Below are 19,581 nucleotides of genomic sequence, written 5' to 3'. Positions count from 1 at the left end.
TCCAAGTTTTTTTGTAATCCTACCACAATACAGCAGGTATTAACATATAAATTTGTATTATTCAAATATATTATTTAAGGTTTTTTAATGAAGATAAAATCACTCTACATATCGGCACAAGAAAAAGATGCAGGGACTATTTTTGTTTCTATGGGAATTATGGAAATATTAAAAAGAAACATTGACCGCGTTGCTTTTTTCCGTCCCATAATATTTAAAAAAGATAAAAAAGATAATGATATAAACTTTATTTTAAAGCGTTACAACATTGATATGGACTATGAAGATAGCTATGGATTTGACATAGACTATGTTGAAAAAATGATATCACAACATAGAACTAATGAGCTAATAAACCAGCTTATTCAAAAATTTAAAAAACTTGAAGACAAGTATGACTTTGTCCTTTGTGAAGGGGTTCGTCGCTCTTTTTTAACAACAACAATAAACTATGATTTAAATATAAAAATAGCACAAAATTTTGGTTCAGCGGTAATAAATATTATCAATGCAAAAAACAGCACTGTTTTAGATGTATATGAAAATATGCTTATAGAGAAAGAAAATCTTAAAAGTGAAGGGTGTGTTCATTTTGCAACATTTATAAATAGACTTGATAGTGAGCAACATAAAAGCTTGCAATCGACACTTAAGAGTGGCGATAAAAATTGTTATCTTTTAAAAGAGGTAGCAGAACTTGACATGTTGACAATTCAAGATGTTATAGAAGGACTTGGTGCAAAGAGTGTTTCTATGAGAGAGAAGGACCATACAAGAATAATAAGAGATGTAAAAGTTGCGGCACTGACTTTGGATAATTTTCTACAATACCTTGAAGAGGATGACTTAGTGATAGTTCCAGCAGATAGATCTGATATTATTCTTGGACTTTTTGGTTCTCTTTACTCTAATAACTATCCAAATGTATCTGGAATAATCTTTCCATTTAGCATGAAGGCTCATCCAAATATTAAAAAATTACTCGATGGATTAGATGGCTTTAATATTCCAATCATAAGTATTGACACAAATACATATGAAACAGCTAGAAATATATCAAAAGTTTCTGCAAGAATCAGAGTTACAAGTGAGAGAAAAATAGCTCTTGTCCTTGGTATGTTCAATGCAAATACAGATATAGAGTCAATAGAGAGAAGAATTACTAGTACTTACAGTACAACAATGACACCGGTAATGTTTGAGTACAAACTTTTTGAGATGGCACGCTCTAATAAAAAAAGAATTGTTTTACCAGAGAGTAAAGATGAGAGAATACTGCGAGCGGCAGAGATAATTATCCGTCGTGGGGTTGCAGATGTAATACTCCTTGGTAATGAGAAAGAAGTAAGAGAAAACTATATGAGACTAGGTGTTGATTTAAGTGGTGCTACTATAATTGATTATAAGAACTCAAAACTTTTGGATGAGTTTACAGATGCCTTTTTTAAACAAAGAGAAGCAAAGGGTTTAAGTAAGCTTGCGGCTAGAGATGCAATGCAACATGTTAATTACTTCGCAACAATGATGGTTCACTTGGGATATGCAGATGGGATGGTGAGTGGTGCTATTCACTCAACTGGTGAGACTATTAGACCTGCTCTTCAAATCATAAAAACAACACCAGATACTTCGATAGTCTCTAGTGTCTTTTTTATGTGTTTAAAAACCAAGGTTTTAGTCTATGGAGATTGTGCTGTAAATCAAGATCCAGATGCCGAAGCTTTGGCACAAATCGCATATTCATCTTCTAAGACAGCAGAAGCCTTTGGCATTGATCCTAAAGTTGCAATGTTGTCATACTCAACAGGTGAGAGTGGAACAGGCGCAGATGTAGACAAGGTAAAAGAGGCAACTGGAATTTTTAAATCTTTGCATCCAGACATTTTGGTTGAGGGTCCTATTCAGTATGATGCAGCTATAGATGCAGATGTGGCAGCCAGCAAGCTTCCAAATTCAAAAGTTGCAGGAAAGGCTACAGTTTTTATTTTCCCTGATTTAAACACTGGAAATAACACATATAAGGCTGTTCAGCGTTCAAGCGGAGCTGTAGCAATAGGTCCAATACTTCAAGGTCTGAATAAACCTATTAATGATTTAAGTAGAGGATGCTCGGTTGATGATATCGTAAATACCGTAGCAATTACAGCCATTCAAGCAGGGCAGGTAAAGTGAAAATAGCAGTAATAAACTCTGGAAGTTCATCTATTAAATTTCAGCTTTTTGACATGAATACAGAATTAGTTTTAGCTAGTGTTTTGGTTGAAAAAATAGGAGAGTTTAGTTCCTCGACAATATTTAAACATAATGAAAAAAAGGTTGTAATTACCTCAGTTATAGATAATCATCATGAAGGTTTAAAAAACATAATAATACTTTTGTCCCAAAACAATATAATTAAAGACTTTTCATCATTAGATGCAATAGGGCACAGAGTTGTCCATGGTGGAGAAGAGTTTAAAAAATCAACTCTTATAGATGAATATGTTATAAATAAGATAAGAGAACTTATACCTCTAGCCCCACTGCATAACCCAGCAAATTTAGAGGGGATTACTATTAGTAGAAAAAAAGCACCGTTTGTTAAGCAAATAGCTGTTTTTGATACAGCATTTCACTCAACTATGCCAAAAGAGGCTTACCTGTATGCATTGGATTATGAGATGTATGAAAAACATAAGATAAGGCGATACGGTTTTCATGGAACATCACACTCTTATGTATTAAAAGAGACAGCAAAAATATTTAAAAAGAGTGTTGATGAGCTAAACATAATAACTCTTCATCTTGGAAATGGTGCAAGTGCGTGTGCAATACAAAATGGAAAAAGTATAGATACCTCTATGGGTTTTACTCCACTAGAGGGGCTAATTATGGGAACTAGAAGCGGTGATGTAGACCCTGCTATTATCATTTACATGCAAAGAGAACTGGGGATGGGTGTTGATGAGGTGGATAATCTTTTAAACAAAAAATCTGGCTTACTTGGTATTTGCGGCAGTAATGATGTAAGAAGTATAATAGAGAGTGATAGCGAAAAATCAAAATTAGCACTAAATATGATGATAAGAAGAATTAAAAAATATATTGGCTCGTATATGGCTCTTTTGGGTAGAGTAGATGCTATAGTTTTCACAGGCGGTATAGGTGAAAATTCTCAGTATATCAGAGATAAAGTTTTAGACAACCATTTAGCAGGTTCAATTAAAATATTAGTTATAAATACTGATGAAGAGTTAGAAATAGCTCGTGAGTGCATAAAGGTTTTAGAAAAATAGATAACTTTATGTTAAGTTTTTAGGATAGATAAAAAAAAGAGTAGTAGACTGCCAACATATGTTGGAGTCTACAGCGCAAGACCTATAGAGGTGTTACGTTCTCGGCTTGAGGGCCTTTTTGACCTTCGCCAACTTCATAAGTCACTTTTTGACCTTCAGCTAGAGAAACACGTCCTTGACCTGTTCTGTTTACTTGACGAAAGTGAACAAAAATATCACTCCCACCATTATCTTGTTGAATAAAACCGTAACCTTTTTCTTCGTTGAACCATTTAACTGATCCGTCTAGCAATTCTGCCATATGTTGTACCTCTTTGGTAAAAATTCACTTCATTGAAGTGGAGTCTGAAAATGGAGAGAGTCGTTTGTCTAGCAGAATATACTAATAGATGATCTCACACGCAATTCTTACATCGCGAATATTATAACTTAAAATTTTAAATTCACAAAATAAATAACAAAATAAATTACAAAAAAATTGAATAATTAATTTAAGTTACTAATATGTCGATATTTGTACTTAATAAGTATTAGTGTAAGCTAGTGTATTGTAAATAATTATAAAGGATTTGTTATGCAAATTTCATCTAATGTGGCTACTTTAAATAGTGCAAGTAAGCCATCGGCCATTAAACCTCTTTTTACAGAAAAATTATCAAAGGACGAGGTAAAGGAGATAAGAGAACAGATTCAGCAAAATGCTAATGCAGTTGCTTTTAACTCAACTTCTATTCAGGGTTCAATTTTAGGTTCTAGTGATAGTTTTGGACAAGATTACAAAGATTTTCAAAGTTTTTTGAGTAATATTGGATACGATGGAAAACCTATAGCAGAACTCTCTCAAAAAGAAGCTTCAGCACTTGTAAGCGAAGATGGTTTTTTTGGAATTACACAAACCTCTGAGCGTATTGCAAACTTTGTAATTAACGGCTCAGGAGGTGATGAAGATATGCTTCGAGCGGGAAGAGAGGGGATGATTGCCGGCTTTAAAGAAGCCGAGACTATGTGGGGTGGTAAGCTTCCGGATATCTCTCAAAAAACAATGGCAAAAGCCATAGAGATGGTAGACAAAGCTATGTATGATTTAGGCTTTTCTATTATAAACAAAGAGGCTTAAGCTAGTACATGTGGCCTGGCAGATACAGTTAGGTGGTAGTATAAATTCTCTTTTTTCATAATTTTCATTGTTGTGCCTTGAAATTTAAACATTGCTTTTATAAAATAGCTAATTATTTGATATTATTGCACTTACAAAAGGATAATTTATGAAGTATGAGTTAGAAGATGATTATATAGAGCTTTTTAAGCTGCTAAAAGTTTTAGACTTAGTTGATAGCGGAGCACAAGCTAAGATACTGGTTGGGGATGGATATGTAAAGAGGAATGGTGAATTTGAGCTAAGAAAAAGAGCTAAAATCCGTAGTGGCGATACTATAGAAATAGCTGATGTAATTATTGAAGTTGTTTAAGTAGGACTTGCCTCTGTCTTCTGACACAAGTGTGTCAAGCGGACTTTCTAACAGAGAGTACAAGCACAGGTTCTGATTGGTATTAAAATATAAACGAACTTATCAATCCAATTAATCCACCAAAAACACCACCCCACACAACGAGCCATGAGAGATGTTCATGTATTAGTTTTTGAACTATCTCCTTAACAATTTGTGGAGTTAGCTCATCTAATCTGCTATCAATAACTTCTTCGATAGAGTTAATCATATCACTGCTTAAAGATGAGTTTTGCATATGAGTTTGCAGAGTATTGTTAAAAGCCTCACTTTTTACGATTTTAATAACTGCGCTTTTCATTTTTAAAGAAAATGGTTCACGCAGACCTTCCAGCGCACTCTCTCCACCAAACATGCCAAGCATCCCTCCAAAAGATGACTCCATAACTGTTTTACTAAGAGCGTCAAATGCCGGGCTAAAGTCTGTCTCTTCTATGATTGGTGCTAGCTCTATTTTTTTCTCTTCACTTTTAAAGAAGTTATCCAACTGTTCTTGGGTGAAAAACTGACTCATCATAAGGGTTTTTATAGACTCCTTAAATGATTCAAATCTTGCTGGTATTACTCCTGAGCCATAAAGTAGTGGTACACGCTCAAACAACATGTGAATAGCAAGTTGATTTGTAAGCGCACCAGAAAGAGCGAAAAGACCTGTATATAGTAGAAGTGAACTGCACTCACTCTCTAGTATATATGATAAAGCTACCAATAGTGCAGCTATAATGTTTGTTATAAAGCTTTTATTAAATTTCAAAATACATCTCCAATGTAAAAGCGAAATTATACTAAAAAGATTCTATAATATAGTAAATAAATTTAAAAGAGAAATACAATGAACAACGAAAGCTATGAACTTTTTAAAAATGCACAATTACAAACTATTTTAGATACTTTGAGTAGTGAGTTGAGTAGGAGAAATGAGTCTCCTTTTTGGAGTGATAAAGTTATACCGTTTAGTGAATCAATTTTAAGTGTTTTAATACCTTTGAGAGACTCAAATATGCTCTTTAACCCTGAAGGAAAAGCCAAATTAGAACTTACCCCAGAACTGTTTTTAGAGTGGAATAACTTTGTAAGCCTAAAAACATTGGCTTTTACAATTCAAAAATCAAATGAGGTCAATGAACTGGTTAGAACTAAGCTTGATATCGCTACATGTAAAGAGTACAAAAATATAGATTTGAAAATACTAGGTGATTATTTAGCAAGATATACAGTAAATCTTGAAGATGAAAATCTAGACTTCCCGATAGCAAACTATAATTTACACCAAGGTGTAAGTAACGTTATCAAGTCTCTTCTATAGGTGTTTATAAATGAATAAAATTATAGAGTATTTTGTCAACAATAGTCGTCTAAACTATATGCTGTTAGTCTTTTTATTATATTTAGGTGTTAATGCTTATATTAATATTCCTAAAGAGATGTTTCCAACTGTCGAACTAGACAAAATATCAGTATCTGGAAGCTATGCCGGCAGTAGTGCTACAAATATGGACAAGATGGCTGTCCGTGACATTGAAGATGCGCTTAGTAATCTTAATGGCATTGATAAAACAGAGACTACTATCATTCCTGGGGCATTTTCAATAGTTTTAACACTAAATGAAAAGAGTGATAAGATAAATATACTCAATAAGGTACAAGACTCTATTGCATCATCTAAGCAATATCTCCCATCTGATATGGTTGACCCGATTGCAATACTTATAGATAGACACAGATCTCTTATTAGGCTCTCCATCTCATCTAAAAAACATACAAAAGGTGAGTTGACCAATATTGCACAAGATATAAAATCAAAAATTTCAAGAATAAAAAATATCAGCGATGTATCAATTAGAGGTGACTCTAATGAAGAAGTTCTAATTCAGATTGACTCTAAAGCAATTTCAATGTATAAGCTAAATCATTCAAGCGTACTAAGTGCTATCTCTGAGCTTTCTTATATTTTTCCTATTGGAAATATAGAAGAGAGAGGTGAATTTGTCTATGTCTCAACTGTCAGCGGTAAAGCAAATGTAGAGGGGTGGAAAGAATCCATACTCTCAATTGGAGATAAAAATGTAAAACTTGGTGATATTGCTGATGTTAAAATACACTTTCCACAAACAAATACGCTCTCAACTTTTAACAATAATCCAACCCTGTCACTTGTTATATCTAAGGGTGAAGAAGGAAATGCTATAGAGATGTCTAAGCAAATGTATAGCTATGTTGAAGAGTTAAGAGCAAGCTATGAGGGGGTTATCTTTAACCTATACCAAGATAGCTCCAAGCCAGTAGGAGATCGTTTAAACACTGTAATATCAAACTTGATGTTTGGTCTAATTTTGGTTTTTATATCTATGTATATTCTGATTAATCTTCGTATAGCATTTATAGTAGCACTTGGCATCCCATTCTCTTTTATTATAGGATTACTCTTTATATATTATTTGGGGTACTCCATAAATATTGTATCTCTACTAGGAGCATTAATAGTTATTGGTATAGTCGTAGATGATGCTATTGTTGTAGGTGAAAATATTCAACGTCATATTGATGATGACATGGAGATAAAAGAGGCTGTATTGCTAGGTGTAAAAGAGATGATATTGCCTGTATCGCTAGCTACTATTACAACCGCTGCCGCATTTTTACCTATGTTTATGCTAACTGGAGATATAGCACTATTTTTGATTCTTGTGCCTATAGTAGTTGTCATGATATTATTAGGCTCACTAATAGAGAGTTTTTTCTTTTTACCCCTTCATGCTAAGGAGTTTTTAAAAAAAAGCAATAATCTAATTGATTGGAAACCTTTTCAAAATTCTTATGCAAAAACACTTCACTTTTTTATTACATATAAAAAAATATTTGTGCTTTTGTTTCTGGTAATTATTCCTATTTTAACTGTTTTTACAGCAAAATCTATGAAATTCCAGTTTTTTCCAAATTTTGATGGTAACTATCTATATATATCAGGAAAAATGGATATTAATACCCCAATTGGTGATACATTTGAAATTGCAAAAGAGATAGAGGCAAAGATGATGCAACACTCAAAGGAGTTCTCATTAAAGTCTATCACGGCTACAAGTGGATTTAGAAGAAGCCTCTCCGGTGAAACTGAACGCAACAATAATGTTTTTTTTATTACAATGGAACTCTATGATAGGGCTGAGACAAATTTTATAAATCAATATATAAACCCTGTTCTTAATTTTACTTTTGATTTTAATAATCCTGAGAGGATTAGGGAGAAAAAAACATTTGAACTCTCGCCTAGGGTTAAAGAAATTATAATGCCATACAAAGAGAAATATAGCATGGTTGAGCTTGGTGTTATGGAGAGTAAGCCAGGCTTGATTAGAAGTGATATTCAAATAAACTTATCAGGAAGTGATGATAAAACTTTGGACAATGCTATTAAAAGATTAGAGGCAGAATTATCAAAAATAGAGGGTGTTTTAAATTTTAGTGACAATATTCGCTATGGAAAAATGGAGTATAAAATTAAGATAAACCCATATGGTGAGAGGTTAGGACTTAGTGAAGCATCCATCGCAAAGATATTAAGTGGTTATTTTTTAGAGCGACGACAAGCTACTACATTTAATAAAAATGGAATTATGGAGATAAAAACAGAAGATATAGACAAGGACAAAGTTAAAACCTTAGTAGATTTTGACATACCTATATCAGATGGTCGTTATGTAAAATTAACTGATGTAGCAGATATTATAAAAATAAGAGATTATGAGAAGATTGATAAATTAAATGGTAGTATAGTTAAAACTATGTTTGCCAATATTGACAAGCGTAAAATTACACCCCAAGAGATACTTAATAAACTTGATACTACTCTAGATGAGATTTCAAACTCTGGTATTGAAGTTAATCTTCTCGGTGAAAAAGAGAAATCTAAACAGTTAAAAGAAGATATGAAAAAAGCGGTTGTATTAGCTGTGTTTTTAATTCTTTTATCATTGCTCTTGATATTTTCAAAAATAAAATATGCTCTTATGGTTATGAGTGTTATCCCCCTTTCAGTTTTAGGGGCCTTACTTGGGCATAAGCTTTTGGGAATCAACCTGACGATGCCATCAATAATAGGTATCTTGGGACTAGCGGGCGTTGTAATTAATGATGGGATTATTATGTTGGATTTTTTACATGGAACACATAACTCGGAACAGTTTTTTAAGCGTGCTAAACTAAGACTAAGACCAATTTTAATTACTACTATTACTACATTTTTAGGTCTGTTTACGCTTATATTTTATGCAACGGGACAAGCAGTTATTTTGCAACCAATAGCCATCTCAATTGGTTTTGGCTTGATTTGGGGGACTGTCTTGAATTTGCTTTATTTACCAACACTTTACGCTATGGTAAATGGTATTAATCCAATAAATGAGTTAAATAAAGATGAGGTATAAAGCTCCCCACAGAAGAAACACAAATAAAGCGATAGCTGCAAAAACAACCATCGTCCTAGTGGTAAAGTAAAAAAGAAATTTTAAAAATTCCATACTTACTTATATGGAATAATTGGTAAACGTATATATTTGGCGTAAGATATTCCATTTGTTAAATTTATAACATCATAATTCATTTTTCTAGAAAGAAAGTCAGCTAAAACTTTTGTTCTGCTCCCTGTTCTACAGATGATAGCAAATTGTTTTTTTGTGTCAACTGCTTTGTTTAACTGATCTAAAAAAACTTTAAGATCATAATTTCCTTTTTCATCAAAAAGCATAATCGGGATAGAGCGTTTTAGCAACCCTGTCTCTTTCCACTCCCCAGGTGTTCTTATGTCAACAATAGGTATGCTCGAATCAACAAGCTGCTTAGAAGGGTTTTCATTTGTAACAGTAGCAAAAAGCGATGCTGATAGAACTAAAAGTGATAACAATATTTTTTTCAATATTTTCTCCATGTAGGTTTGAATTTAATGTATAATTATATCTATAAATAAATAATAGGTTAAAAATGGCATCTGAAAAAGCAGTAGATAACGCACAAAGACTTCGATATATAAGAGCGATTGAGAGGTTTCATAAAAGTACTCTGTCTTACTTAATGAATACTCCAGAACTATCACATGCAGGGTACGATAAGAAGATTGAAAATTCTTTAAAGGTTTTACAAAGAGTTGACGAAATAGCACTATATAAGGGTGATTTGCAAGATTTGCAGAAGTTAATTAAAAAAATGATAAGTTACAAGGGATCAGACAAGGATATAGAAGATATCAAAACTGATATTTTATATAGTTCAAATCAACTTGAAAAAAATAAAAATGCTAGACGCTATAAAAAAGATAAACACACCGAATCAAAATATGATGATTGGGAGTAGAAGAGTTATTTTGACTCTTCTAACATATTGTCTAGTAAGGTAAATAATTCAGTAGAAGATTTTTCCATCATTTCAAAGTTATTTATTATTTCTTCAGAGTTTGAAATTGTGTTCTCTTGAGCATTCTCTTGTATGTAAGTTAGATTTTTATTTGCATAATCGTGAACAATAGAATGCGGAGTTGCTATTTTAGAATAAGAGGCAGTATTAGAAAATCTACTTTTGCCCTTATCATCATACCACTTTCCAAATCTACACTGATGAGATGTACTTGGGGTTAAAATCTCTTTTAATGAAAGCAGAGAGTTGTAAGCACGAGATTTATATAAAATATGATCTAATTTTGCTAACACTACAAATACGCTGCTCTCCATCTCATATGAATAGTCAACAATTTTTTTAGAGTTTTCACTTAAGTTTATAAGTGTTTCTTCAAAGCCACTGATTTTTTTAGTTGACCCCTCTACAGTTACTTTCATATTGTCTGAACTAGTTTGAATATCATTCATATCTTGCTGCAAAGATTTTATCGATACAGAAATCTCTCCCGTTGCCTTATGTGTTCTCTCTGCGAGTTTTCGCACTTCATCAGCTACAACTGCAAAACCACGACCATGCTCACCAGCTCGTGCTGCTTCAATAGCTGCATTTAGAGCAAGAAGGTTTGTCTGATCTGCTATATCTGTTATAAGTTCAATGACAGAAGTTATTTCATTTGTCTGATTGGCTATTTCAATAATACTGCGATTGTTAATATTGACCTGTTCACTTAACTGGTTTAGTTCACTTGTTATTTCTGTAATATCGTTACGAGAACTGCTGGCTAAACTTGCTGCTTCTTTAGTAGCAGAAGTTATAGTCTCTAACTCATTAATATTCTTGCCTAAACTGGATGTAATAATAGAGAGTGATTCTGTTACCTGAACACTTTTAACACTGATTTTAGAGTTAAAGGTGTCTTTTTTGGCTTTATCATTTTGAGATTTCATAAAATCGATACTAGTAGCAACACTATCAATTGCCTTAACAAATTCACCACCCATCCCAGCGGATGAGATTTTATGTGAAAAGTCACCTTTTGAGGCATCGGTAATTGTTCTGTTTATTTCATTGATTAGGTCTTGTGTATGAGTAATAAGATTCGTTACTTCACTTCCCATAATACCAAGTTCTGTTTCTTTATTGGTATTAGTTGCCTTATGAGAAAAGTCACCTTTTGCTACATAACTAATTAAAGAGGTAAAATCTTTTATGCCGCTAATAATTGACTTTCTAATAAAAGTTGATAGTACTAAGACAACTGACCCAACTACGGTACCTAATACAAATACAAAGTATTTAAAAAAAACAATTAAGTCATTTATTTCTTTAAACTCAAAAGTTAACTCATCTGTTTTTAGGTCTTCAAGTTGTTTAAATGATTCTCTTGATTCATTAGCATAAGGAGTCAAATCTTTTTTGTACTTTGCATATATAGCTTCTTTATTATTTTTAATATTATCAGAAGATAAAGACTTCATCATATTGAGAGTGTTGTTTAAAAAAATTATAGTTGTTTCTTTTGCTTTGTTTACAACATCCAACGATTTATCATCAGCCATTAGCTTCTCTAGTTCAATAAAACTACTTTTTATACTTTCAGTTTTATCATTTAGTTTGTTAATGTTTTTATTGTAGTCTCCACCAAGCATAATTTCTCTTGTTGTTCTACTTATATAGTTAATGTTTTTTTCTATATTTAAAGTTAATAGTTCACCTTCCATTGTGCTATTTTGAAGATGATCGTATTTTAACTCAACATAATGGAATGCAAAAAACACAAAAATAGTAGCTCCGAAAATAGTTACTGATACAAGAGTTACAAAGTAAAGCATTTGCTTTTGAATACTTGTTTTGCTAAACATAAAAAATCCTTTGTTTTTTTTAAATATAATGTTACATAAAAAATAGTATTTTATTTATTAAATTCTAGATCTTATTTTTAAATATACATAAGTTGAGAGATAAGTATCACTACTACAACTAGACTAAACGGAAACAAATGACTCTTAAATACCCAAGGGTTTATATTGAATAGTTTTTGATTAACTCCTCTAACACCAAGCCAAGAGGCAAAAAAGGCTTTGATGCTTAAAAGTATTTGAAAATATGTCATGCCGCTATCTTCAATTTTTCCTAAAACTTGAGTTATCATGTATAAACCGCTGGCTACTGCAATCATTAAAGCATAAGGAACAACTTTTCTGACATTGACCATAATCGCTTCTCTTGCTTTTACATACTCTTTATCAGTTAAAGTCTGTTTCATTTTAGATATAAATAAAACGTCAATAAATAAAAAACCACCATAAATGAATACAGAAAATATATGAATTGTGTGAACCAATGTATAAGTTATGATTTGTCCTTGTTTTTGGTGAATTTTAACATAAATTATATTCTTTTTTAAGTAAGATGTTTTTATAAATTTATTATACGAAGGAAATATATGTCAATAGCAGAAGACGATATTAAAAAATTCGAAAGAGCAGATTGTGAGCAAGATAGAGTTTTTTATCAAGCGATGGAAGAGGTTATTTGTTCTATTTCTCCATTATTAGAGTCAGATGAGAGATATGCGAGACATGCTATTTTAGAGCGACTTGTTGTTCCAGATAGGATAATAAAATTTAAAGTAGTATGGATGGATGACAACCAAAACATTCAAGTAAATACTGGTTACAGAGTACAATTCAATAATTCACTAGGACCATATAAAGGTGGTTTACGTTTCCACCCAACTGTAAATGAGGGAATTTTAAAGTTTTTAGGATTTGAGCAAATTCTTAAAAATTCTCTTACTGGCTTACCTATTGGTGGAGGTAAGGGGGGAAGTGATTTTGACCCTAAGGGTAAAAGTGATTTTGAAGTTATGAAATTTTGTTCAGCTTTTATGACAGAATTGCATAAATATATAGGACCAAGAATGGATATTCCAGCCGGAGATATTGGTGTTGGTGCTAGAGAGATAGGTTACCTTTTTGGCGAATACAAGAAGATTACATCATCTTATGAGGGTGTTTTAACTGGTAAACCTTTTATGTTTGGCGGATCACTTATGAGACCGGAAGCTACAGGTTACGGGGCAGTTTATTTTACTGAAACAATGTTAGACATGGAAGGTAAAGAGAGTCTAGAAGGAAAAATTTGTACAATTAGTGGGGCTGGAAATGTAGCACTTCATGCAATTGAAAAGCTTCAACAGATTGGAGCGATTCCAGTTACATGTACAGATTCAAAAGGGACAATATATGATCCGCGTGGAGTTGATTTATGTCTTCTAAAAGAGTTGAAATTAGAAAAAAGAGCCTCTTTGGAGGAATATATTGTAGCACATCCAGAGGCTAAATATATACCAGTTTCTGAGTATCCAAAAGGTGGACATGCTGTTTGGGATATACCATGTTATGCAGCATTTCCATGTGCAACACAAAATGAACTGACTGAGATAGATGCTCAGAACCTAATATCAAATGGATGTATTAGTGTAACAGAGGGTGCAAATATGCCATCTACACCAGATGCCGTAGATGCTTTTTTAGCTCATAAACTATGTTTTGCTCCAGCAAAAGCTGCAAATGCAGGTGGTGTTGCAGTTAGCGAGTTTGAAATGGCTCAAAATGCTTCAATGTCAAAATGGAGTTTTGAAAAAGTTGACGATAAATTAAAAGAGACAATGCAACAGATATGCAAAAGAGTATCCCTAACAGCAAAAGATTATGGAGTTGAGGGTAACTATGTTGATGGAGCAAATATTGCAGGATTTAAAAGAGTTGCTGATGCTATGATTGCTGAGGGAATTTAAGAGGAATTATGGTTAAGAAGCTTTATATATTATTCACCATATTCTTTTATCTTCCACTTTATGCTAAAGATAGTTTTACATCTTTAGCATCAGTTTCATTTATTGATAAAGTTTTAACTCCTTATGGTTTGAGTGTAATGAAGATAAGTATAATCATTGCACTATTCTTAGTAATATATTTTATCCGTAAAGTTATCTTTGATTTAATACAAAGCAATATTTCTAAAGTAAAGTCACTAAAAAGCTACTCAAAAGATATTTTAAATAGCATAAGAAAATCATCAGAAGTTATGATGATTTTAATAAATATAGAACTAACATTATATGTTTATAATGATTTTTCAAGTATTGAAGATTTTGGAACCTACTTTAATATAGCTTACAGCTTTGTACTCACATTTATCGTATTTAGAGTAATAAATACGATATCTAATATAAAACTAGAAAGCATTAATGCCAAAGAAAAAAAAATAAAAAATGAAGTTATTAATGTTGGTGTTAGAATATTAAATATTCTTATTTGGATTATTGGATCGTTAATCGTATTGCACTTAGCTGGGGTTGAGCTAACAGCAGTTGTATCTGGACTTGGTATAGGCGGACTTGCTGTCGCCTTAGCAGCCAAAGACTCGTTAGCAAACTTTTTTGGAACACTTTCTATATTATTTAGTGATGTGTTTTCTCAAGGCGATTGGATTGAGGTTGATGGGAAAGAGGGTACTGTGGTAGAAATAGGTTTGAGAGTTACAAAACTTAGAACTTTTGACAATGCTCTAATAGCTATACCAAATGCAGTTTTAGCCAACAAAGATGTTAGAAATTGGAATAAACGCTCTTTGGGTAGACGAATTAAAATGAATTTAGGTATTAAGTATAATTCTAAGCCTCAAGATATTAAAAATGCACTTTCAGATATTTATAAGATGTTAGATCAGCATCAAGGAATAGCAACACAAAATACAAAATTTGATCACAGCATGCAAGAGCGTAAAAAAACAAGAATAGTTACTTCAAAGGATGATGAGCAGGGTGTAAAGAAGACACTTTTAGTATATCTTGATGAGTTTAGTGGTTCAAGTATTAATATATTAGTTTACTCTTTTTCAAAGTCAGTTGTCTGGTCTGAATGGCTGGAAGTAAAGCAAGATGTAATGTTTAAAATAATGGAAATCTTTGAAAAAAATTCTATAGAGTTTGCATTTCCATCAATGTCACTTTATCATGAAAATGAGTTGGACTTATTAGACAAAAAATAAATCTAACCATATATTCAGATTCTTTAGATAAAATAATCTCTTAAAAAATCAATATAAAGAACTTAAAATTATGCAAAATACAAAAGCCAGAACAAATATTTACGCATTACTATCTCGTGTACTACTTCAAGAGCTAGATACTGAGATGTTGAAAACAATTAAAGATGATGAAAATATTTTAGAATTTTTCCCAACTTTAAAAGAGTGGAAGCCACTTAGAGAGATAGAAGCAAGTAAACTTTTGCAAGAGTATTTAAACCCTGACTTTGTTAATTTGTCTATTCTGCATCTTATACCATACGAAACTTTTTATACTAGAGAAGATCAGAAAATAGAGACAGGTGGAGCGAACCCTGTTACGGACATCTACAGCGCTTATGATTTTATGGTTGATTATGAAGTCTCTCGTACTGTGTCAGCAGACCACATTGGTATTGAGTTGGAATTTATGCATCATTTGATTGAGGCAGAGTTAAAAGCTTTAGAAGACAATGATACCAATGCAGTTCTTGAGCTTAAAGAGGTTCAGAGAGAATTTTTAAATAAACATCTTCTGCAATGGGCACCAATGTATCTGATAAATATGAAGTTTGAAGCACGAACACCTCTTTATTACGATGCTGCCGAGATGGCTTTGGAATTTTTACTAAGTGATAATGAATATTTATCCAAAGAGCTAAGTTAACAAATGATACAACTAAGTGCGGGTCTTTGTGTTCGTTCATTATCAAAAGATAGTGAGTGCAATAGATGTGAAACTATATGTCCAACAGGGGCAATAGTTGTAGCAGATAACCCACTGCCAAGTATCAACTTTTCTGCATGTGTTGCATGTGGTGCATGTGGTGCAGTTTGTCCAAATGAAGCACTCTCCTTAGATGATTTTAGTTCAACAGATTTCTTCTTTAAATTTATAGAAGATGACGATAATTTAATATCATGTAAAAAGAATGTTCCATGTATAGCAGCTTTGAATATAGAAAACATTATTTCAATGGCAGTACTTAAAAAAGAGATAGTTTTTGATATGGGTCACTGCGATGGTTGTGATATAGCGCATAAATGCAAACCTCAAATAGAAAAAAACTACGAAGAGGCCTCTTATATATTAGAAGCTATGGAGAATCCGGCACTTATTAAAGTTGAAGATGTTAGGTATGAAAAATCTGATTCCATTCAAGATGTGACAAGTAATAGAAGAGAGTTCTTAAGCAGTGTTAATCTTAAAGCTGTAGCAAAAACTAAACATGCATTTGAAAAAGAGATACAAAAAGCAACAGATGAGTTAATTGAGCATACTTTGCAAAAGAGTGATATAGCCCTTTTAAAACAAAAACGAATACCAGACAGAAGAAAACTGTTTTTTACAGCTATAAAAAGAGTCAAAAAGCCATCCCAGTATCATGTAATTGAAGCAGATGAAATTACATTTACTTCAATGAAGCTGCTTGATAGTGAAAAGTGTACAGCATGTCAAATGTGTTATAGAGTATGTCCAAGTGGAGCACTTACTTCAGATATCAAAAACTCTAAAATAGATTTTGACCCATTTCTTTGTATTAAATGCCACATCTGTCATGATGTATGTGAGCCAGATGCTATAACTCTTTCACCATCATATAATGTAAAAGAGTTTTTTGAACCTGCTGTGCAAAGCTTAATCAAGTTTAATGTAAGAAGATGTAATGAATGTAATGTTATTTTTAGTACAAACACGGCAGATAAGTTATGTTATAGATGTAAAGCAGAAGATGAAGAAGCTCGTGAACTTTGGGGTATAACAGATGATATGTAATATAGGATATTTAAAATGATGAACGATAGTAATGAGATTTCTCATCAAACTAAACTTTACGGATTTATTGGAGAATTTGCAGGACAGAGTAGTATTTCTGCAAAACTCAATAAAGTATTTAAAGCTAAGAATAAAGATGCAATGATGATTCCAATGAACATCCGCGAAGATGATTTTTATTTTACAGTTTCTAATATGAAAAAATCACATGTAAATGGTACTCTTATATCTAATGAGTATGTTACTAATGTGGTTGAAATCCTGGATGAAAGCTCTGATATAGTAAAGCACTCTGGCATGTGTGATATGTTAATACGCGATGGTGAAAAACTTATTGGAGATATTTTAAGTATAAATGTTTTAAAAGAGTTTTTAAAAAATAGAGATGTGAAAAAAATTGCACTTATTGGGATTAATCATTATGCTAAAGCTTTTGCTTTTAATACTCAAGGCTTTGAGGTTAGTTATTTTAATGATGATTTAGAATCTTTGATGAGTTTCACAACTGATATGGAAATAGTGGATGCAGATATTAACCGAATAGCTGATGGGATGAGTGTTGACTTTTCAAAATATGACGCAGTTATTGACTTTTCAGATATCCAGAATTTCGAAATGGTTAATAACCTTAGTCTGATAAATATTGATATGAAACCAAAAAAGCAGTTTTCATCTCTTAAAGCAAGAACACATGTGCTTGAAGACAGTTATATTGGCTTTGATGAGTTACTGGATGAGTTTAGTGAAGCTGTTTTTGAGTACTTCAAGTTAAAAAAACATCTTGATTATGATAAACCTGATATGAGATTTTAAAAAAATAAGGAAAATAACAATGAATACAAATGATTTTAGTGATTTAAGAGCAGAGTTTGATAAGTTTGTAAAAGAGAGTTGTGTAACTGATCTAGCAAAAGGTGCTGAAGCAGAAGATAGAGACGCTGGAGATAAAGTAGATGATGAGCCCGTACCTCAGTTTGTCGATGCTTTAACATCTAAACTTCTGGCTCCTGCTGTAAGCGGAGTTTATCTATCAAGACTTGATATTAAAAGAGTTTCTGAGGCTATTGATGAATCTATACCTATTAAAGAGCGTATTAAAATGGTTAGGGCTCTTTTTAGACACACGACAAAACAACAGTATCTTAAAGATGCTTTTAATGAGATAGATAAACATATAAATGGACGTATTTTAATATATACAGAGCTCAGTGAAGCTTTTCCTGCATCTAAGTCGATATTTGATGAGCATACTAACAAGGCTAAAAAAACTATGAGAATGTTTAATCAGATAACAGAAGATTTCGAGGAGATAGAACCAACAGACGACCCTATGTTTGTTTAAAAATCAAAATAGCGATGCATTTGCTGCGTTGCTTCAGTCGTCAGATACTTAAGTATCCTTCCTCCTTCAGCCCTTGCAACTGCAGCACTCTTTTCATTTAATTAAATGGTGAGTCTCCTGTTAGTAATGAAACTTCATAGACAACTATTAGAGCTGAAAGACCTGCAACAATTAGCACTCCATCTGTAGCAACAGTTAATGGGGATAAAAGTATTTGAGTTGTCCTATTATATTTACTGTACTTTTCTAAAAATTTTATTTTATATTCTTTAGAAAAAGTTCCTTCAAAGTGAAAATCATGCTTAGGCAAATACCTAGTGCCTTCTAATTCAAGTTTAAATTCATTAGTCTTTTTATTTTGTGAAAAGCCTAAGCTCTTTAAGTAATCAAGTTGTTCTTTTTCTTGATAATTTATATAGACATTTCCTTCTACTTTATTTTCTTTATCTATATGAAAAGTGCCTGTTTCAAAGCTAATGCCTTCTTTATTTTTGGACATTAGCAGTTTTTTTATTTTATTATCAATTGTAAAAATATAATGATATTCTTTTCCAATAATAATTAATTTATCCTCTGCTAAATTAAAGCTTTGAACTGATTCATAATATGTATGTTTATCTTCCCATAGCGATTTAGTTACACAGCCTGAGAATAAAACAATAGATAGTAGTAAACTAATTGTTTTAATGATATATTTCATATTATATAAAACTTTGAAGTTGCACCCACCCTTGCCAAATAACAGCACTTAAAATACCTGCTACAAAACCGGCGACTATATCATCACCCATAACACCGATACCACCTTTAGCTTCACGGTCTATTCTGCCTATAATAGATGGTTTTACTATATCAAAATATCTGAAAAGCAAAAATGATAGTAGACTCTGTAGTAAAAAACCATTTTGTAAATCACTTACTTCGTTTAATCCAATACTGATTGCAGGCGCAACACTTAGTGCAAACCACATCCCAGCTAATTCATCTATTACAATACGTTTATCGTCGTGTATTGCACTTTTAGCTTCGTATTTGTTTATCTCTTTTATTGCGATTATACTGATAAGAACAGTAGCCAGAAATAGAGTTTGTGCACTAAAGTAGATAAGTATAAGCATTCCTATAGGTAATGCCACTAAGGTTCCAACCGTTCCAGGGGCTTTTGGAGCAAGCCCGCTATATCCTAAAGTTATAAAAAACCAATTCATATTATTC

General features: G+C 32.3%; 20 protein-coding genes. 13 read left to right on the top strand and 7 right to left on the bottom strand.

The features are described 5' to 3' along the window. Positions 1-87: 87 nt before the first annotated feature. A complete protein-coding gene (pta, locus tag HUE87_RS09570) occupies positions 88-2,172 on the top strand; it encodes a phosphate acetyltransferase (RefSeq protein ID WP_194366169.1) in 2,085 nt (694 codons plus the stop codon). After that, positions 2,169-3,275 (top strand): acetate/propionate family kinase, encoded by a 1,107-nt coding sequence (locus tag HUE87_RS09565; RefSeq protein WP_194366168.1) that lies wholly within the window; start codon positions 2,169-2,171, stop codon positions 3,273-3,275. The genes pta and HUE87_RS09565 overlap by 4 nt, the downstream gene beginning before the upstream one ends. Positions 3,276-3,357: 82 nt before the next feature. On the opposite strand, the gene HUE87_RS09560 is transcribed toward HUE87_RS09565, so the two are convergent. Then, on the bottom strand, positions 3,358-3,576 hold the full coding sequence (locus tag HUE87_RS09560; RefSeq protein ID WP_272872674.1) for a cold-shock protein: 219 nt from the start codon (positions 3,574-3,576) through the stop codon (positions 3,358-3,360). Between the two features lie 273 nt (positions 3,577-3,849). Between HUE87_RS09560 and HUE87_RS09555 the strand changes: the two genes are divergently transcribed. Continuing rightward, positions 3,850-4,392: a hypothetical protein gene (locus HUE87_RS09555; RefSeq protein ID WP_194366166.1), complete on the top strand. Its 543-nt coding sequence runs from the start codon at positions 3,850-3,852 to the stop codon at positions 4,390-4,392. 148 nt (positions 4,393-4,540) lie between these two features. Continuing rightward, positions 4,541-4,744, top strand: coding sequence for an RNA-binding S4 domain-containing protein (locus HUE87_RS09550; RefSeq protein WP_194366165.1), 204 nt, complete (start codon positions 4,541-4,543; stop codon positions 4,742-4,744). A gap of 82 nt (positions 4,745-4,826) precedes the next feature. Here the strand turns inward: HUE87_RS09550 and HUE87_RS09545 are convergent, their stop codons facing one another. Continuing rightward, positions 4,827-5,537: a DUF445 domain-containing protein gene (locus tag HUE87_RS09545; protein WP_194366163.1), complete on the bottom strand. Its 711-nt coding sequence runs from the start codon at positions 5,535-5,537 to the stop codon at positions 4,827-4,829. 78 nt (positions 5,538-5,615) lie between these two features. On the opposite strand from HUE87_RS09545, the gene HUE87_RS09540 reads away from it, so the two are divergent. Continuing rightward, positions 5,616-6,089: a hypothetical protein gene (locus HUE87_RS09540; protein ID WP_194366162.1), complete on the top strand. Its 474-nt coding sequence runs from the start codon at positions 5,616-5,618 to the stop codon at positions 6,087-6,089. Between the two features lie 10 nt (positions 6,090-6,099). Next, a complete protein-coding gene (locus HUE87_RS09535) occupies positions 6,100-9,207 on the top strand; it encodes an efflux RND transporter permease subunit (RefSeq protein ID WP_194366160.1) in 3,108 nt (1,035 codons plus the stop codon). Positions 9,208-9,302: 95 nt separating this feature from the next. Here the strand turns inward: HUE87_RS09535 and HUE87_RS09530 are convergent, their stop codons facing one another. Beyond that, on the bottom strand, positions 9,303-9,695 hold the full coding sequence (locus HUE87_RS09530; RefSeq protein ID WP_229855123.1) for a rhodanese-like domain-containing protein: 393 nt from the start codon (positions 9,693-9,695) through the stop codon (positions 9,303-9,305). A 65-nt stretch (positions 9,696-9,760) separates the two neighbouring features. On the opposite strand from HUE87_RS09530, the gene HUE87_RS09525 reads away from it, so the two are divergent. After that, positions 9,761-10,129, top strand: coding sequence for a hypothetical protein (locus tag HUE87_RS09525; protein ID WP_194366156.1), 369 nt, complete (start codon positions 9,761-9,763; stop codon positions 10,127-10,129). A 5-nt stretch (positions 10,130-10,134) separates the two neighbouring features. Here HUE87_RS09525 and HUE87_RS09520 read toward each other — a convergent pair whose 3' ends face one another. Next, a complete protein-coding gene (locus HUE87_RS09520) occupies positions 10,135-12,033 on the bottom strand; it encodes a methyl-accepting chemotaxis protein (protein ID WP_194366154.1) in 1,899 nt (632 codons plus the stop codon). Between the two features lie 77 nt (positions 12,034-12,110). Next, entirely contained in the window at positions 12,111-12,437 is a 327-nt protein-coding gene (locus HUE87_RS09515) for a hypothetical protein (protein ID WP_194366153.1), read from the bottom strand. A gap of 180 nt (positions 12,438-12,617) precedes the next feature. On the opposite strand from HUE87_RS09515, the gene gdhA reads away from it, so the two are divergent. The 6 genes from gdhA to HUE87_RS09485 all read left to right on the top strand — a co-directional run bounded on the left by gdhA (position 12,618) and on the right by HUE87_RS09485 (position 18,366). Next, positions 12,618-13,973: an NADP-specific glutamate dehydrogenase gene (gene gdhA / locus HUE87_RS09510; RefSeq protein WP_194366151.1), complete on the top strand. Its 1,356-nt coding sequence runs from the start codon at positions 12,618-12,620 to the stop codon at positions 13,971-13,973. Between the two features lie 8 nt (positions 13,974-13,981). Continuing rightward, entirely contained in the window at positions 13,982-15,229 is a 1,248-nt protein-coding gene (locus HUE87_RS09505) for a mechanosensitive ion channel family protein (protein WP_194366149.1), read from the top strand. 70 nt (positions 15,230-15,299) lie between these two features. Continuing rightward, positions 15,300-15,914 carry a TorD/DmsD family molecular chaperone gene (locus HUE87_RS09500; protein WP_194366147.1) on the top strand — a complete coding sequence of 205 codons (615 nt, stop codon included), beginning with the start codon at positions 15,300-15,302 and terminating at the stop codon, positions 15,912-15,914. 3 nt (positions 15,915-15,917) lie between these two features. Continuing rightward, on the top strand, positions 15,918-17,024 hold the full coding sequence (locus tag HUE87_RS09495; protein WP_194366145.1) for a 4Fe-4S dicluster domain-containing protein: 1,107 nt from the start codon (positions 15,918-15,920) through the stop codon (positions 17,022-17,024). A gap of 15 nt (positions 17,025-17,039) precedes the next feature. Then, positions 17,040-17,837, top strand: coding sequence for a hypothetical protein (locus HUE87_RS09490; RefSeq protein ID WP_194366144.1), 798 nt, complete (start codon positions 17,040-17,042; stop codon positions 17,835-17,837). Positions 17,838-17,856: 19 nt separating this feature from the next. Beyond that, the gene (locus tag HUE87_RS09485) at positions 17,857-18,366 is read left to right on the top strand and encodes a hypothetical protein (RefSeq protein WP_194366142.1); all 510 of its coding nucleotides are present in this window, start codon (positions 17,857-17,859) and stop codon (positions 18,364-18,366) included. A 97-nt stretch (positions 18,367-18,463) separates the two neighbouring features. On the opposite strand, the gene HUE87_RS09480 is transcribed toward HUE87_RS09485, so the two are convergent. Both HUE87_RS09480 and HUE87_RS09475 read right to left on the bottom strand, forming a co-directional pair. Then, positions 18,464-19,066, bottom strand: a complete 603-nt coding sequence (locus HUE87_RS09480; protein WP_194366140.1) for a hypothetical protein — start codon at positions 19,064-19,066, stop codon at positions 18,464-18,466. 1 nt (position 19,067) lies between these two features. Then, positions 19,068-19,574 carry a phosphatidylglycerophosphatase A family protein gene (locus HUE87_RS09475; RefSeq protein WP_194366139.1) on the bottom strand — a complete coding sequence of 169 codons (507 nt, stop codon included), beginning with the start codon at positions 19,572-19,574 and terminating at the stop codon, positions 19,068-19,070. Positions 19,575-19,581 lie beyond the last annotated feature (7 nt).

It is taken from the genome of Candidatus Sulfurimonas marisnigri (genome assembly GCF_015265475.1).
GTDB classification, from domain to species: domain Bacteria; phylum Campylobacterota; class Campylobacteria; order Campylobacterales; family Sulfurimonadaceae; genus Sulfurimonas; species Sulfurimonas marisnigri.
The sequence above is the reverse complement of the archived record's forward strand: the minus strand, read 5'-3'. Positions and strand labels throughout refer to the sequence as shown.